16 protein-coding genes are annotated in these 16,144 nt (G+C 70.7%); all 16 read right to left on the reverse strand.

What is annotated here, in order from left to right:
• Positions 1-32: 32 nt before the first annotated feature.
• Positions 33-680 carry a TMEM175 family protein gene (locus OG247_RS08910; RefSeq protein ID WP_327251731.1) on the reverse strand — a complete coding sequence of 216 codons (648 nt, stop codon included), beginning with the start codon at positions 678-680 and terminating at the stop codon, positions 33-35.
• Between the two features lie 101 nt (positions 681-781).
• On the reverse strand, positions 782-1,123 hold the full coding sequence (locus tag OG247_RS08915) for a nuclear transport factor 2 family protein (protein WP_243334431.1): 342 nt from the start codon (positions 1,121-1,123) through the stop codon (positions 782-784).
• Positions 1,124-1,135: 12 nt separating this feature from the next.
• Positions 1,136-2,656: an ATP-binding protein gene (locus tag OG247_RS08920; protein WP_327251732.1), complete on the reverse strand. Its 1,521-nt coding sequence runs from the start codon at positions 2,654-2,656 to the stop codon at positions 1,136-1,138.
• Entirely contained in the window at positions 2,653-3,951 is a 1,299-nt protein-coding gene (locus OG247_RS08925) for an MFS transporter (protein WP_327251733.1), read from the reverse strand. Before OG247_RS08925 ends, OG247_RS08920 begins: the two co-directional genes overlap by 4 nt.
• An 86-nt stretch (positions 3,952-4,037) precedes the next feature.
• Complete coding sequence (locus OG247_RS08930; RefSeq protein WP_327251734.1) at positions 4,038-4,865, reverse strand: FAD binding domain-containing protein; 828 nt, start codon at positions 4,863-4,865, stop codon at positions 4,038-4,040.
• A complete protein-coding gene (locus OG247_RS08935) occupies positions 4,862-7,267 on the reverse strand; it encodes a xanthine dehydrogenase family protein molybdopterin-binding subunit (protein WP_327251735.1) in 2,406 nt (801 codons plus the stop codon). The genes OG247_RS08930 and OG247_RS08935 overlap by 4 nt, the downstream gene beginning before the upstream one ends.
• A 5-nt stretch (positions 7,268-7,272) precedes the next feature.
• A complete protein-coding gene (locus OG247_RS08940) occupies positions 7,273-7,797 on the reverse strand; it encodes a (2Fe-2S)-binding protein (RefSeq protein WP_327251736.1) in 525 nt (174 codons plus the stop codon).
• Positions 7,782-8,396, reverse strand: a complete 615-nt coding sequence (locus OG247_RS08945; protein WP_327251737.1) for an NADPH-dependent F420 reductase — start codon at positions 8,394-8,396, stop codon at positions 7,782-7,784. Before OG247_RS08945 ends, OG247_RS08940 begins: the two co-directional genes overlap by 16 nt.
• 39 nt (positions 8,397-8,435) lie before the next feature.
• On the reverse strand, positions 8,436-9,920 hold the full coding sequence (locus OG247_RS08950; RefSeq protein ID WP_327251738.1) for an aldehyde dehydrogenase family protein: 1,485 nt from the start codon (positions 9,918-9,920) through the stop codon (positions 8,436-8,438).
• Between the two features lie 42 nt (positions 9,921-9,962).
• Positions 9,963-10,703 carry a type 1 glutamine amidotransferase domain-containing protein gene (locus OG247_RS08955; RefSeq protein ID WP_327251739.1) on the reverse strand — a complete coding sequence of 247 codons (741 nt, stop codon included), beginning with the start codon at positions 10,701-10,703 and terminating at the stop codon, positions 9,963-9,965.
• A 77-nt stretch (positions 10,704-10,780) separates the two neighbouring features.
• A complete protein-coding gene (locus OG247_RS08960; protein ID WP_327251740.1) occupies positions 10,781-11,545 on the reverse strand; it encodes a MinD/ParA family protein in 765 nt (254 codons plus the stop codon).
• A complete protein-coding gene (locus tag OG247_RS08965) occupies positions 11,545-12,804 on the reverse strand; it encodes a PP2C family protein-serine/threonine phosphatase (RefSeq protein ID WP_327251741.1) in 1,260 nt (419 codons plus the stop codon). Before OG247_RS08965 ends, OG247_RS08960 begins: the two co-directional genes overlap by 1 nt.
• Positions 12,786-13,250 carry an ATP-binding protein gene (locus tag OG247_RS08970; protein WP_327251742.1) on the reverse strand — a complete coding sequence of 155 codons (465 nt, stop codon included), beginning with the start codon at positions 13,248-13,250 and terminating at the stop codon, positions 12,786-12,788. The genes OG247_RS08965 and OG247_RS08970 overlap by 19 nt, the downstream gene beginning before the upstream one ends.
• A gap of 5 nt (positions 13,251-13,255) precedes the next feature.
• Entirely contained in the window at positions 13,256-13,567 is a 312-nt protein-coding gene (locus OG247_RS08975) for an STAS domain-containing protein (protein ID WP_327251743.1), read from the reverse strand.
• A 44-nt stretch (positions 13,568-13,611) separates the two neighbouring features.
• A complete protein-coding gene (glgX, locus tag OG247_RS08980; RefSeq protein ID WP_327251744.1) occupies positions 13,612-15,747 on the reverse strand; it encodes a glycogen debranching protein GlgX in 2,136 nt (711 codons plus the stop codon).
• Complete coding sequence (locus OG247_RS08985; RefSeq protein WP_327251745.1) at positions 15,744-16,118, reverse strand: STAS domain-containing protein; 375 nt, start codon at positions 16,116-16,118, stop codon at positions 15,744-15,746. The genes glgX and OG247_RS08985 overlap by 4 nt, the downstream gene beginning before the upstream one ends.
• Positions 16,119-16,144 lie beyond the last annotated feature (26 nt).

A 16,144-nucleotide genomic window follows, 5' to 3' on the forward strand; every position in this document is an offset into this window, starting at 1 on the left:
TGACCGCGGAGAACGGCCGTAGGTCCCGACGGCTACTTCCTGAGGTCGCTGGCAGATTCGAGCCGCTCTTCTTCTACCACGAGGGGGATGGGGATCTGGTTCGCCGCATAGTAGAGCGCGATCAGGAAGTGGGCGACGAGAGTGAGCGGAGCGGAGAAGAACGCCAGGAGGACGGTGCAGGGGTAGGCGATGGCACCCAGACCGAACCGGACCCTGGTGGCCCGGGCGCCGTCCTTGTCCACCTGGTCGTGGAAGAGGTGCCCGACGCGGGTGACGTACCACCAGAAGGCCATGAACGCCAAGGCGTAGGCCACGGTGACGAGGCTGTAGAGGACGGCCGCCGCATTGGCCGATCCCCCTTCTTCCATGAGGTGTTCGGCGAGCACATTGGTGGTGTACGGGACCACCGACACCACCATCAGCACCAGGAGGTTCAGGAACAGCAAAGGGCGGTCGACCCGCTTGATGTGACTGAAGATGGTGTGGTGGTTCACCCACATCACGCCGATGATGAGGAAACTCACCACATAGGCGGCGTAGTGCGGCCACTGCTCCCGCACTCCGTGCCAGAAGTCGGATCCGGTTTCTTCCGGAACCTTCAATTCCAGGACAAGGATGGTGATGATGACAGCGAATACGCCGTCACTGAATGCCTCGACCCGGCCGGTTTCCGTTTCCATGACCTCCCCTTCACGCTTCTTGCATATATCTACGGCTGTCGCACATACGGGGAGGGTGCGCATCCCCACCCTCCCCGCACACGCTACCCAGATTTCGGCAATCAGCCGCCAAAGCCGGCAGTCTGCCGCCAGATCCGGCCATCGCGGACGACGAGCGTCCCGAACGCGTGCTCCGGTTCGCCGTTCAGGTTCATGATCGCCCGGTAGAAGATGGTGTCGTCGGTCTCGACGTATTCCTGCAGCTCCACGAGGGTGGGCTTCACCGTCAGGTACCCGGTGAACGTCTCGCGCACCGCGTCGATGCCGACGGAGACGCCCTCGAAGCGCAAGAGCACCGCGTCATCGGTGTAGTTCTTCATGACCGCCTCGATGTCCAGGGCGGCGAGTGCGTCCATCTGCCGGACGAACACCGGGTGCAGCGTGGAGATGTCGTACTTGGGCATGTCGACTCCCTTTCAACTCTTCGATGGGGTTGGAGCGGTGGGAACGGTGGGGCCGGCCGGTACGGCGCAGGACGGATCGGTCCCCGACAGCGGCAGCCGGACGGTCATCCGGGTCTCCCCCGGACGCGAGCGCGCCGTGATCGAACCGTGGTGGCGCTGCGTCACGATGCGGTAGCTGAGGTGCAGACCGAGACCGGTTCCCTTCCCCACGTCCTTGGTCGTGTAGAAGGGTTCGAAGATCCTCGGCAGCGATTCCACGGGAATGCCCGAGCCGGTGTCGGCGATCTCCACCACCATGCAGACGCCTTCGACCCGGGCGCGCAGGGTGAGGGTTCCGGCGCCTTCCATGGCGGCCGCCGCGTTGTCGACCAGGTTGGTCCACACCTGGTTCAGCTCGCTCGGATAGCCCGTCAGTTCGGGCAGGTCCGGTTCGTACGCGCGCACGATCCCGATCCCGGCGAGCTTGGCACGCAGCACGACCAGCGTGTTCTCCAGTCCGTCGGTGACCGCGAAGCGCTGCTCGGGGGCCCGGTCGAGATTGGCGTAATCCCGGGTGGCCGACACCAGCTGCGAGATCCGCGGACCGGCCGCCCGCAGCTCGGCGGCGAGCGAGCGGATCTCCAGGAGGGCCGCCAGGTGGTCCAGGGCCGCGGGCAGGGCCGGCTCCCCGACACCCTCCAGCCGCTCCAGCAGCCCGCCCAGATCCAGTCCGAGGTCGGAGACCCCCGAACCGAGCAGGCCCGCCCGCTCCGCGCCGGCTTCCTCGGCCCAGTCGGCGATCTGCTCCTCCGCGTCCGCCTGGTCCAGCGGGTCGGTGACCAACGGCGGTGTCAGCTTGTCCAGTTCGTCGGCGAGCTGGTCGAACACGGAGCGCTCGGCGTCCGAGGCGGCCGCGCCCCAGACCTGGGCGGTCCGCGTGAGCTGGTCCAGGGCGGGCGCCAGTTCCTGCGCGGCACGGGCCACCGCGGCGGCCGGGTTGTTCAGCTCGTGGGCGAGGCCCGCCGCCAAGGTGCCCAGGGCTTCGACGGTGGCCCGCTTGCGGGCCTGGACCTCGGAGGACTTGATGCGCCAGGCCAGCACGGGGATCAGTACGGCGGCCACCCCGTGGCAGCGGGTCAGCATCTCGAAGAAGACCGGCTTCGCGTACGCCACCACGGTGGTGGCCGGCCCGCTCGCCGCGGCCGTGGCCACGTACGACCCGTCCGTCAGCAGCGGCAGTTCGCCGGTGAACCGGTGCGCCGCCGAGGGTTTGCCGTCGTGGTCCTCGGCGGCCGCGCTCTCCACCTCGGTGGAGTGCCGGGTCAGGACCTCCTCGCGGCCGTCGACGACCTTGGTCACCACGAGGCCTCCGGAGAGCAGGACGTGGAAGCCCGTGGCCTCCTCCCCGTCGCGGAAGAGGACCTCCCCGTCGGAGAGCACCCGGGGTTCGGAGACCGAGACCAGCCAGTCCAGCTGCTCCTCGGTGAGGCCCTCGAAGATCTCCAGCCCGCGCAGGGCGGTGCGCAGCGCGGCGGTGGGCGCGGATCCCGTCATGCGGTGCTCCCTTCCGTCCTGTTCCGGGCGGCCATCCGCAGGGTGGCCAGCAGGGCGAGCGCGCACACCGCGGCGACGGTGGCCATGAAGCCGACCGAGGTGCGGTGCAGCCCGTGGATGTTGGTGAGCAGTCCGGCGAGCACCGCCGGCACGCTCATCGCGAGGTACGCGAACACGTAGACGGCGGCGGTCAGTTCCCCCCGGTGTGCGGGTTCGGCCAGTGCGCTGAGCGCCCGGAAGGAGCCGAGGAAGGCGGCGCCCCAGCCGGCTCCGAGGACGGCGGTGGCCACGAGGAACACGGGGGCCGAGCCGAGCCCGAGCGCGAGGAGCACCAGGGCCAGCCCGCCGAGCAGTCCGAGCAGGCCGAGGACGGCGGTGCGCAGGGCTTCGGTGCGGCCCAGCAGGAGCTGGGCGGCGGTGGCGGCGCCGGCGAGGAGGGCCACGGTGGCTCCGCCGACGAGGTAGTTGGTGCTCTGGAGCAGGGAGAGGGCCAGGTGCGGGCCCAGCGAGAGGTAGAAGCCGCCGACCGACCAGACGGCCACGATGGTCAGGATCAGCACGGCGAAGCGGCCGCGCACGGCGGCGGGGATGTGGATCCGGTGCGGGGCGATCTTCAGCCGGCCGCTGCCCGGCCCGCCGCTCGCGCCCGGCCCACCCTTCGCGCCCGGCCCACCGCTCCCACCCGGCCCCCCGCTCCCGCCCGCCCGCCCCGGGGCGCTCTCCGCCATCCGGGCCACGCCGACCAGGGAGACGGTGAAGGCCCCCACGAGCAGCAGGTAGGTCAGGACGGTCGGAGCGGGCGCGTACTGCACGAGCAGTCCGGCCCCGATGCCGCCGAGGCCGATGCCCACGGTCGGGCCGGCGCTGTTGACCTGGGCGCCGAGCGCGGGACGGGAGCGCGGGGCGAGTTCCAGCAGGGCGGCGCCCATGGCCCCGGTGGCCAGGCCCACCGCCAGCCCCTGTACGGCGCGGGCGGCGAGCAGCAGGCCGAGTCCCCGGGCCGAGGCGAAGAGGCCCATGGAGACGATGGCGAGGACCAGTCCCGCGGCGAGTACGGGGCGCCGGCCGACGGTGTCGGACAGCGAGCCGAACAGCAGGAGTCCGGCGAGCACGGTGACGGCGTACAGGGCGAAGACCACCGTGATCGTGCCGGAGGACAGGCCCCACTCCTGCTGGTAGAGCACGTAGAGGGCGGAGGGGACGGAGGAGGAGAGCATCAGCAGGACGAGGACCGTGCCCACCACCCAGAAGCCGGAGCCTCCCGGTGCGCCTGCGGAGCCGGCGGCTGGACTCAAGGGGTCCCCCGTGGTGGGCGCGGACGGTCCGGTCCGTGCTGTCGTGGGCAACGGTTCCACTGCTTCAACTCCCCCGTCGTGGGCGGTCAGGCGGGTGCCTGCACGGCCCTCGTGAGCGCGCGGGCGGTGAGTACGCCCGCGAGGTGGCCGAGGTACTCGGCCGAGGTGCCGCGCCCCGGGACGAACAGCTCCCGGGGTTCGGCGCGGAAGGCCGCGAGCACGTTCTCCGTGGTGTACGGGCCCCCGCCGATCCGTTCTTCGACCCCGCGCAGCCGCAGCGCGCGGGCGGTGGCCCCGGTGACCGCGATCCGCGGCCCGTCGGGGGTGATCCGTACCGCGGCGGCGCAGACCGGGTAGCGGGTCGCCCGGTCGGCGGTCTTCTCGAAGGCGGCGCCGCCCCCCGCGGCGGCCGGGACGAGGAGGGCGGTGATGACGGTGCCCACCGGGACGCCGGAGGCGGCCAGTTCCTCGGCGGTGATCGTGGACACCCCGCCCGGACCGGCCAGTTCGGCCGTGGCTCCCGCGGCGATGGCCGCGACGGGCAGGTCGGTGGCCCGGCCGGTGGCGGCGAGGTTGCCGCCGGCGGTACCGAGGTTGCGCACCTGGGGGTCCCCGTTGGCGCGGGCGGCGGCGGCGATCTCCGGTGCCTCCGCCAGCAGCAGGGGGTCCGCGGCCAGTTCGGCCAGCGTCGTCATCGACCCGATCCGGATCCCCGCGGGGGTCCGCCCGATCCCCCGGAGCTCTTCGAGCCGGCGGACGTCGACGAGCAGGGAGGCCCGCTCCTCCCCCGTGCGCAGACCGGGCAGCAGGCTCTGCCCGCCGGCCAGCACCCGGGCGCCGGGGCGGCCGGCCAGCAGGGTCAGGGCCTCGTCGAGGCCGACGGGGCGTACGTAGTCGAACTCGGTGAGGATCACTGGGCTTCCCCTCTCAGGCGGCGCCAGACCTTCTCGGGGGTGACGGGCATGTCGATGTGCCGGACGCCCAGGTCGGACAGGGCGTCGACGACGGCGTTGACGACGGCCGCGGCGGGCGGCACCGTGGCGATCTCGCCCGCGCCCTTGGCTCCCAGCGGGTTGTGCGGGGAGGGGGTGACCGTCTTGTCGAGGGTGAAGAAGGGCGCGTCGATGGCCCGCGGCAGGGCGTAGTGGTTCAGGTCGCGGCTGACGAGCTGCCCGTCAAGGTCGTACTCGGCGTGCTCCATGAGGGCCTGGCCCAGGCCGTGCAGGATGCTGCCCTCGATCTGTCCGAGCACGATCTTCGGGTTGCCGATGTTTCCCGCGTCGTCGACGGCGGTGTAGGCCACCACCTCGGTCTCGCCGGTCAGTTCGTCGATCTCGACGACCGCCACGTGCGTTCCGAAGGGGTAGTTGAAGTCCGGCGGGTCGAAGTGGGTGGTCTCGTCGAGGGCGGGCTCGATCTCGGGGGGCAGCCCCCAGCCGTACCACATGGCCATCGCCAGCTCGGCGAAGGTCTTGGTGTTCTCCTCGTTGCCCTCTTCGAAGACCTGGCCATCCGCGTAGACGACCTTCTCCTCGGGGACGCCGAGGAAGACGGCACCGGCCTTGACCAGCTTGCTCTTGATCTTCCGGGCGGTGAGGGCGATGGCCGGCGCCGCCATGCTGTAGGAGCGCGAGCCGTAAGTGCCCTGCCCGTACGGGGCCTTGAGCGTGTCCCCCTCGTACACCTGGACCGTCGCCGGGTCGATGCCGAGTTCGTCGGCCGCGACCTGCGCGAAGACGGTGCCGTGGCTCTGGCCGGTGGAGGCGGAGCCGACGGTGACGGTGACCTCGCCGGTCGGGTGGACGCGGATGTTCGCGCTCTCCCAGGTCCCGCCGAGCATGCCCTCCTTGGACATCCGGGTGGAGGGGCCGACCCCGCAGATCGCCACGTAGGAGGCGATGCCGACGCCGAGCCGCTTGCCGCGGGCGCGGGCCTCGGTCTTGCGGGCGGGCATGTCGGCGTAGCCCGAGAGCTCGATGGCCCGGTCGAAGTTGAGCTGGTAGTCGCCCGAGTCGTAGGTCCAGCCCAGGCCGTTGTCGTACGGGAACTTCTCCTTGGGCACCAGGTTCTTGCGGCGCACCGCCGCCGGGTCCATGCCGATCTCGGAGGCGTAGCGGTCCACGAGCCGCTCCATCAGGAACGCGGCCTCGGCGCGCCCGCTGCCGCGCTGGGCGCCGAGCGAGACGGTGTTGGTGAAGGCGGCGTACACCTCGCAGAACGCGGCGTCGATGTCGTACATGCCGCTGATGGAGCGGCCCATCAGGGCGGTGGCGACACCGGGGCCGATGGTGGAGGGGTAGGCGCCGAGGTTGGCGTAGCTCGTGCAGCGCACGGCGGTGATCCGGCCGTCGCGGGTGCCGGCCAGGGTGACGTGCTGGCGGTGGTCGCGGCCCTGGACGGTGGAGTTCATCAGCCCGGTGCGGGTGTCGACCCATTTCACGGGCCTGCCGAGCGCCTTGGAGAGCAGCAGGACCAGCGGCATGTCGGGGTACAGGTACCCCTTGGTCCCGAAGCTGCCGCCAACGGTCGGGGCCACGACCCGGAGCTTGTTGAAGGGGATGCCGAGGACCAGGGCGGACAGCAGGAAGCGGTGGTTGTGCGGGCCCTGGGTGGAGGCGTACAGCGTGTACTCGCCGGTGGCGGCGTTGTAGTCGCCGACCGCGCCGCGCGGCTCGATGGGGCTGTTGATGGTGCGCTGGTTGACAAGATCGAGCTCTACCGTGACCTCGGCCGCGGCGATGGCCGCGTCGGTGCGGTCCTTGTCGCCGCAGGTCCAGTACGCGTTCAGGTTGCCGGGGACGGCCTCGTGGAGCTGGGGAGCGCCTTCGGCGAGGGCCTCGTCGGCGCGGGTCACCACGGTCAGCGGCTCGTACTCGACGGAGATGGCGGCGAGCGCGGCGGCGGCCTGGCGCGGGGTCTCGGCGACGACCACGGCGATGGGGTCGCCGACGTGGCGCACGGTGTCGCCGGACAGCACCGGGCGGGAGCCGGGAAGTCCGTAGGGGTGGGGCGGGAAGTGGCTCTCGACCCCGCCGGGTATCCAGATGCAGGGCAGCGGCATGACGTCGGTGAAGTCGGCCGCGGTGGCCACCTTCAGCACGCCGGGCAGCTGCTCGGCGGCCTTGGTGTCGATGGAGAGGATCTTCGCGTGGGCCACGGAGCTGCCGAGGATCGCCATGTGGGCGGTGCCCGGCAGGTCGATGTCACCCACGTACGTGGCCTCGCCGCGCAGCAGCTGCGGATCCTCGCGGCTGTCCAGCGGCTGTCCCAGCACTCCGCCCCCCTGGGGCGAGGTCTCCCCCGTCACTGTGGTCATCTCCGTCACCCCTCCTGTCCGGACGCGGCGGCGGTGGCCGGCTGCGCGGGGGCGTCCGCGCGGGCGGCGGAGCAGGCGCGCTGCACGCCCCGTACGACGCTGTGGTAGCCCGTGCAGCGGCACAGGTTGCCGGTGAGCCACTCGCGGATCTCGGGCTCGGTGGGCGCCTCGCGGTCGGCCGTGCCGTCGACCAGTTCGCCCAGGGCCATGACCATCCCCGGGGTGCAGAAGCCGCACTGGGTTCCGTGCTCCTGGCGCAAGGCCTCCTGGAGGCCGCTGAGTTCACCGCCGGGGGTGGTGACCCCCTCGATGGTGGTCACCGCGGAGCCGGCGGCCGCCGCGGTGAGGATCAGGCAGCTCTTGACGGAGCGGCCGTCGAGCCGGACGACGCAGGTTCCGCACTGTCCGGTGTCGCAGCCGACCTTGGTGCCGGTCAGTCCGAGGCCGTCGCGGAGCCGTTCCACGAGCAGTTCGTTCGGCTGCGCCGCGAACTGCTCGGGTCTTCCGTTGACATTCAGTGAGAGGTCCATGCCAGCGCCTGCGCTTCCGTGAGCGGCCGGTTGAAGAGGGGCCCGCCGGGCTGCTGGAGAATTCCTCCGGAGTGCAGCGGGCCGGTGTCCACGGGAGCGAATCCGAGATCCGTGATGATTCCCGCGACAATTTCTTTGGCTTTTCCGTCGTCGCCCGCCGTGAAATGGGCCAGACGCGGGCCCGGCGCGGTGCCGGCGACGGCGAGCGTCTCGAAATGCATGGTGTTCAGGGATTTGACGATCCGGGTCCCCGGATACCATTCGGCGACGAGTTCGCTGGATCCCCGGTCGCCGAGATCCCGGGGGGCGCCGGGGCCGCTGAACGCGTTGGTGGCGTCCACCAGCACGGTGTCCCGTACGGCTTCCTGCTCCAGCAGCCCCCGGACGCTGTCGAACGGCAGCATCAGTACGAGGACTTCGGCCCGGGCCGCGGCCTCGGCGGGGTGCGCCGCCGAGGCCGCGGGGCCCAGTTCGCCGAGGAGGGCCGCGAGGCTCTGCGGGCCCCGGGCGTTGGCGAGCACGACCTGGTGGTCAGCCGCCACGAGGATCCTGGCCAGGGTCGATCCGATCCGGCCTGTGCCGATGATGCCGATCCGCATGAGGGCTCCTCAGGTGGGTGCGGGGGGATCAGGCGGGTGTCAGTCCATTCCGATCCAGACCGACTTGGTCTGGGTGTAGCTCTCCAGGGACTCGGGGCCGCACTCGCGCCCGTAGCCGGAGGCCTTGTAGCCGCCGTAGGGCACGGCGGGGTCGTACTGGTTGTAGCAATTGACCCAGACCGTGCCGGCCTTGATCTGCGAGGCGACCCGGTGGGCGCGCCGCAGGTCCTTGGTGTGGACGCCGGCGGCGAGGCCGTACGCGCTGTCGTTGGCGATGCGTACGGCGTCCTCCTCGGTGTCGAAGGGGATGATCGACAGGACGGGTCCGAAGATCTCCTCCTGGGCGATCCGCATGGAGTTGTCGACGCCTGTGAAGATGGTCGGCAGGAAGTACAGGCCTTCGGAGGAGGCCCCTTCGGGGGTCCAGCCGGTGCCGCCGATGCGCAGGACGGCGCCTTCCTTCTCGCCGACCTCGATGTACGAGCTGACCTTGTCGAACTGTCCGCGGTGGGCGAGCGGTCCGAAGAGGGTGGCCGGGTCGCGCGGGTCTCCGGGCAGCAGGGCGGCGGCGCGGGCCACGAGCCGTTCGACCATCTCGTCGTGGATCGGGCGGTGCAGCAGCAGCCGGGAGCCGGCGGTGCAGATCTCGCCCTTGTTGTAGTAGATGCCGAAGAAGGCGAGCTCCTCGGCGGCGTCGAGGTCGGCGTCGGCGAAGACGATGTTGGCGGACTTGCCGCCGAGCTCCATCGTCACCTTCTTCAGAGTGCCGGCCGCCTTGCGGATGATCGACTGGCCGACCGAGGTGGAGCCGGTGAAGGCGATCTTGTCGATGCCCGGGTGGCCGGTGAGGGTCTCGCCCAGTTCCACGCCCGGACCGGTGATGACGTTCAGCACGCCGTCCGGGATCTCCGCCTCCTGGAACAGCTCGGCGATCTTCAGGGCGGTGAGCGGGGTGGCGGGCGAGGGCTTGTGGACCACCGTGTTCCCGGCCGCGAGGGCCGGGGCGATCTTCGTCATCGACAGGAGCAGCGGGAAGTTGAAGGGGGTGATGGCGCAGACCACGCCCAGCGGTTCGCGCAGGGTGTACGCGAGCTGCCCGCCGGCCGGGGCCCGGGAGGAGCCGTCCACCCGGGTCACGGCGCCGGCGTAGTAGTGCATGAGCTGGGCGGCCATGGGGGCGTCGACCGTGGAGGAGAAGGCGAACGGCTTGCCCATGTCCACCGTCTCCAGCAGGGCGATCTCCTCCAGGTCGCGCTCGATGAGCTCCCCGACCCGGTTCAGCCGCAGCGCGCGTTCCTGCGCGGACAGTCTGCTCCAGGGACCTTCCTCGTACGCCGTGCGGGCGGCGGCCACGGCCGCGTCCGCGTCGGCGGCGGCCGCCTGGGCCACCGGCACGATCTCCTGGCCGTCCACGGGGCTGATGTCCGGTTCGGTACGGCCGTCCCGGGCGGGGACCCAGGTGCCGCCGATGAACAGTTTCCCGGGGTTGGCCAAGGGCTGGTCGCTGAGCGCGCGCTTGGTCATGGCTGTGGCTGCCTTCCGGTTTCGGGTGCGAGGGGCAGGGCGCTAGGCCTGCGCGAGCTGACGTAAGAACGTCTCCGCGAGGGCCTTGGAGGAGTAGGGGTTCTGGCCGGTGGTGAGCTTGCGGTCCACCACCACGTGCGAGTCCCAGATCGCTTCGGCCTTCTCGTAGCGGGCGCCGAGCCGGGTGAGTTCGGCCTCCAGGATCAGCGGGAGGCGGCCGGCCATGTTGGTGACGAGCTCCTCGCTGTGCGAGAAGGCGGTCATCCGGTAGCCCGCGAAGGGCCACTGGCCCTCGCCGTCGCGCAGGGCCAACAGGGCGGTGTGCCCGTGGCAGACGGTGGCCAGCGGCTTGTCCTGGGCGATGGCCCAGCGCAGGATCTGCGCGAGCTCGTCGGACTTGGGCAGGTCGCCGATGGCCCCGTGGCCGCCGCTGATGTAGATGCCGTCGTAGTCGGCGATGTCCTTCTCGCCCAGGGTCTCCAGGGCGATCGGGTTTCTCAGCTGCGGGGTGTTCTCTATGACGCGGCTGTACTCCGCGGCGCTGGCCGCGTCCGTGTCCGCGGAGCCCTGGGGGCGGACCCACTGGAGGAACTGGGGGTCGATGCTGGTCTGGTCGACCGTCGGGGTCTCGCCCGCGATCGTCGCCACGTCGACGGTGTGACCCGCGTTCTTGAAGAGGGTGTAGGGAACGGCGAATTCCTCGGCCCAGAAACCCGAGGGGTGTTGTTCCCCGTCCAGCAGATGGAGCGTGGCCTTGGCCGTCATGACGACGAGAATCTTCATGACTCTTCTCCTTCATCTGGCTGCGCGATTCGCTGCCGATTCAACACGCCCCCCGCTAGGGGCGTAAGGGGGAGACGTCAGGCACGCGATACTTCGTCACGTGCGTCCAACGCCGAGATGATGGTGCGGAATTCACCGACCAGGGGGTGGTCGGGATGGGCTTCGGAGAATATGCGTTCCCCGTAGAGCGCGGCCATTTCCGGCACGTAGGGCAGGATTCCGGCCAGGGGGGTCCGGTAGACCTCCTCGGCCCGCCGCCGGGCTGCCGCCCGGTCGATGCCCTCGGGCGCCATGCTCATCACCAGGGTCCGCCGGCAGGCGAGCCGGCCGGTCAGGGCGATGGTCTCCTCGACGCCGAGGAGGTCGATCCGGTCGGCCCGGGCCATGATCAGCAGTACGTCGGCGCTGGCCATCGCGGTGACCGACTCGTTGTTGAGCCCGGCATGGGTGTCGAGCAGCAGGACGTCCAGGGCGTGGTGCACGGCCAGCCGGTCGAAGCCCTCGGGCAGCAGCCCCACGTCGTAGCCGGTGGTCATGAGTTCCCGCAGGGCCGCCGTACCGGTCCGCGCCGGCACGACGTACAGGCTCCCGCGGCCGCCGCCCGGTCGTCCGCGCTGGACCTCCTGGGCGGCGGCCTCGATCTCGCACCGGCCGAGCAGGTAGTCGGCGAGCGAGGGGCCGGGGCGCAGCCGGAAGAGCAGGTCCAGGGTGGGCGACTGGATGTCCGTGTCGATCACCCCCACCCGGCGTCCCTCGCCCGCGAGGAGCAGGGCCAGGTTCGCCAGTACCGAGGACTTTCCGGTACCGCCGCGGTACGAGTGCACCACGATGGTCAGGGTCATCAGGCCACGACCTGGCGATCGGCGCCGTCCGCGTGCGGCCCCCGCGCCGCGCGTGGCCGGTGCAGGGCCAGCATGGTGACGTCGTCGTGCTGTTCGGCTGTTCCCGTGTGTTCGCGTACGGCCGTGTCCATCCGGTCGACCACCTCCCTGCCGCTGACCGGGGGGCCGGCCAGCAGCTCCAGCATCCGCTCGTCGCCGAGGAAACTGCCGCTGGGGCAGCGCGCCTCGGGCACTCCGTCGGTGAACACGAAGAGCGTGTCACCCGGGTTCAACTGGGCGTAGCCGAGCGTGTACACACAGTCCGGGAGCACCCCGACGGCGGGTCCGGTGACCTCCAGGGTGCGCGGCTCGCCCCCGTCCGCGTCCAGCAGCAGCGGCGGGTTGTGGCCGCCGTTGATGTAGACGAGGGATCCGGTGAGCGGGTCGAGCACCCCGAAGAAGAGGGTGGCGAAGTAGCCCTGCCGCAGGTGGTTGCGGGTCAGGTAGCCGTTGGTCGCGGTGACCGCGTTGAGCAGCGGTGTGGCACCCACCACGGGGATGCGCCGGCTGTTGCCGGTGCGGCCGGCGGCCACCAGGTGCTGGAGGCCGCTGTTCTCGGCGGTGTGCCGCAGCAGGGAGCGGATGAGCGCCATGAAGAGCGCGGCTCCGACCCCCTTGTCGCAGACGTCGGCGACGACGAAGGCCAGGCGCCGGCCGCGGGAGAGCTCGAAGACGTCGTAGAAGTCTCCGGCGACCTGCCGGGCGGGCCGGAAGCACACGTCGATCTCCCAGCCTTCGGGGACCGGCAGTGATTCCGGCAGGAACCCGGCCTGGATCTCGCGCCCGATCTCCAGTTCCTTCTCGTAGCCCATCAGTTCGGCGCGGGCGTCGGCTTCGCGCAGGGTGCGGCCGAGTCCGGCGCGCTCCGAGCAGCTGTGCAGCCGGGCCCCGACGAGGGCGGGCAGGAAGGGCGGTACGAGGTAGTCGTGGCCGATCCGGACGTGTTCCTCCAGGGCGGCGAACTCCGTCACGGTCCAGACGACCACGATGGGTGCCCCGCCCCAGCGGCGCAGTCTGCGTACGACGGTCCGTACGGACTCCCCGTCGGCCTGGGCGGGGGCGAGCAGCACGTCCGCTTCGGGCAGCTCCTCCAGGGGGCCGGCCAGCAGGTCGGCCAGCGTGCGCGGGACGAGTTCCGCGCCCATCTCCTCCAGCGCTCCGAGGAGTTCGAGGGGTGGTGGCGGATACTCGTCGAGGATGATCACGGTCGTGGAGGGCATGGGTCCGTCCCCTCAGCCATCACAGTCAGCGTGCTGATGTTGCGGCCGTCCCTGCGTACGTAGTCGAACTCGTCCACGCTGGTCAGTGCGAGGTGGATGCCGAGTCCACCGATCCGCCGCCGCTCGGGAGCGGTGTGCGGCTCGGGCGGCAGTCGCCCCTGGACGGGGTCGAAGGCCGGGGCGCGGTCCTCTATGGAGATCTGTACCCGGCCCGGCCCGGAGCGGCCCCGGACGGTGATCCGTCCGTCGCCGCCCCGGTACCCGTGCATCACGATGTTGGTGGCCAGCTCGTCCACGGCCAGCCGGATCCGGTACGAGGCGCCCTTGCCCAGGCCCGCCCCGCCGGCCAGCCGCAGGACGAGCGCGGCGATGTCGCCCAATGCCCCCAGGGTGGCGGGTACTTCCAGCTCGGCGGACATCCTCGCCGTCTTGACCGCCTCGTCCATCGGACTCAGTCGTCGGTGAGCACGATGCTGCGGTCGAGACCGGCCGTCCGGATGGTCCGGGACACGGGCTCGATGGCGCCGACCACCTTGATGGTGACGTGCTCCCCCACCTTCTGCTGGGCGAAGACCAGGGAGCGCAGTCCGGCGCTGGCCATGTAGCCGACCCCGGCCATGCGGATCTCGACGGTGCTGGTGCCGTGACCGGCGGCCTTCTCGATGGTCTGGTGGAAGTCCGGCGCGGTCTTGGCGTCCAGTTCGCCCTCCAGCTCGATCACGGTGGTGTCGCCCTCGATGCTCAGGGACACGGAAAGCGGCATGTCAGGTCTCCTTCGGTGCGTGGGTCACAGCACTAGAGCGCGGGCTAGAGCTCGGTGTCGGGCGTGCGGCCGACCAGGATCACGACCGAGCGCGGGCCGATCAGGTACTTGCCGGCGTTCTCCAGTTCGAGTTCGGCGCCGGGGGTGCGGATGTCGTGCGGGGCCTCGGCCCCGGTGTCCGCGAACAGGTGCCAGCTGCGGCCGCCCGGGAGGGCGGGCAGTTCGAGGTCGTGCGCTTCCCAGTGGGAGTTCATGGCCGCGTACACCACGTCGTCGTCACCGGTGCCGCAGCGGGCCACCGCCAGCAGCCGGCTCTCCGCCGACCAGTCGGGCTGCCAGGCCCGCTCCCCGTGCCAGCTGATGTCGGGCAGTCCGAGGGTGTCGCGGAGCTGTCCGGTGGGGTGGGAGGTGGAGCGCAGTTCGCGGTGGCGCTTGCGGAAGGCGATCATCTCCCGGGTGAACCGGAGCAGTTCGGAGTTCTCGTCGACCTGGCTCCAGTCGAACCAGGACAGTTCGTTGTCCTGGCAGTACGTGTTGTTGTTGCCCTGCTGGGTGCGCGCCACCTCGTCGCCGGACAGCAGCATCGGGATGCCCTGACTGGTGAAGAGGATGGCCAGGGCGTTCTTCATCTGGCGCAGCCGCAGCGCGCCCACCTCGGGATCGTCGGTCGGCCCCTCGGCCCCGCAGTTCCAGCTCGCGTTGTCGTTGCCGCCGTCGTTGTTGCCCTCGCCGTTGGCCTCGTTGTGCTTGTCGTTGTACGAGACCAGGTCGGCCAGGCTGAAACCGTCGTGCGCGGTCAGGAAGTTGACCGACGCCGAGGTCCCGCGGCTGGAGTACAGGTCGGGCGAGCCGGCGAGCCGGGTGGCGAGCTCCCCGGTGACCCCGGGGTCGCCCTTGAGGAAGCTGCGCACGGTGTCGCGGTACTTGCCGTTCCACTCCGCCCAGCGGCCGTACGCCGGGAAGTTGCCGACCTCGTAGAGGCCGCCGGCGTCCCAGGCCTCGGCGATGAGCTTGGTGTGCCGCAGCACCGGGTCGTAGGCGAGCAGTTCCAGCAGCGGCGGGTTGGGCAGCGGGGTGCCGTCCGGGGAGCGGCCGAGGATGGCCGCGAGGTCGAAGCGGAAACCGTCGATGTGGTAGTCGGCGACCCAGTGGCGCAGGCAGTCGAGGACGAAGTTGCGCACGACGGGGTGGTTGCAGTTGACGGTGTTGCCGGTGCCGCTGAAGTTGAAGTAGTACCCCTCGGGCGTGAGCATGTAGTACGTGGCGTTGTCGAGCCCCTTGAAGGAGATGGTGGGGCCCTGCTCGTTGCCCTCGGCGGTGTGGTTGAAGACGACGTCGAGGATGACCTCGATGCCGGCCGCGTGCAGGTCCTTGATCAGGGTGCGGAACTCGTCGCCCTGCATGCCGTAGCGTCCGGTGGCCGCGTAGCCGGCCTTGGGGGCGAAGAAGGAGACGGTGTTGTAGCCCCAGTAGTCGAAGAGCTGTTCGCCCGTCTCCGGGTTGGTGCGCGGGTTGTCGCTCTCGTCGAACTCGAACACCGGCAGCAGCTCGATGCAGTTGATCCCGAGCTCCTTCAGGTACGGGATCTTCTCCCGCAGCCCCGCGAAGGTGCCGGGGGCGGTGACCTGCGAGGAGGGGTGCCGGGTGAAGCCGCGCACGTGGGTCTCGTACACGACGAGGTCCTCGGCGGGGATGCCCAGCGGGGTGTCGTCGCCCCAGTCGAAGTCCTGGAGGCAGACGCGGGAGCGGTACTGGTAGCCGCGGCTGCGGTCCGGCTCCACGCCCCACACGTCCCGGCCGGCGATCAGCCGGGCGTACGGGTCGGAGAGCACCTGGCGGGCGTCGAAGCGGTGCCCGGTGACGGGGTCGTAGGGTCCGTCGGCCCGGTACCCGTACTCGATGTTCTCGTGGTCGAGGCCGAAGACCGTCATGGCGAAGACGCTGCCGGTGCGGAATTCCTGGGGGAACTCCAGCTCGGCCGTCGGCTCGGGCTCTCCGCGCTTGTAGATGACCAGGGTCATGGAGGTGGCCTGGTCGGAGAAGACGGAGAAGCTGACCCCGCCGGGGACCACGTTGGCCCCGAAGGGGAACGGCTTGCCGGCGCGGACGCGGTACCCGCCCACCTCGTGGGTCGGGTACGCGTCGACGCGCAGCACCTGTTCGGACGCCGGCTCGCTCATCGCGCGGCCTTGGCGGCCGTCTTGGCGGGCGTCTTGGCGGCCGTCTTGGCGGCGGCCGCCTCGGCCTCCCCGGTCGAGAAGAAGTCGAGGAATCCGGTGGCCGACATGACGAACCGGACTTCCTCGCTCACCCCGTAGAGGGTGACGGCGACCCCGGCGTGCTGGGCCTCGCGGTAGACGACGAGCAGCGTGCGCAGCCCGGCGCTGGAGACGTAGGTGACGGCCGTCAGGTCGATGCGCAGCGGCCGGCCCTCGCGGACCAGCGGCAGCAGTGTCTGCAGCAGCGATCCGGAGGTCTCACTGTTGATCTCGCCGGTGGCGACGAGCACGATGCCCGTCTTGTTGCGGCGTTCCTTCACGTTCAGGGTCATTGCTTTCCCCTCTGAGTGGGGCGCCC

This window comes from Streptomyces sp. NBC_01244 (assembly GCF_035987325.1).
Classification (GTDB): domain Bacteria; phylum Actinomycetota; class Actinomycetes; order Streptomycetales; family Streptomycetaceae; genus Streptomyces.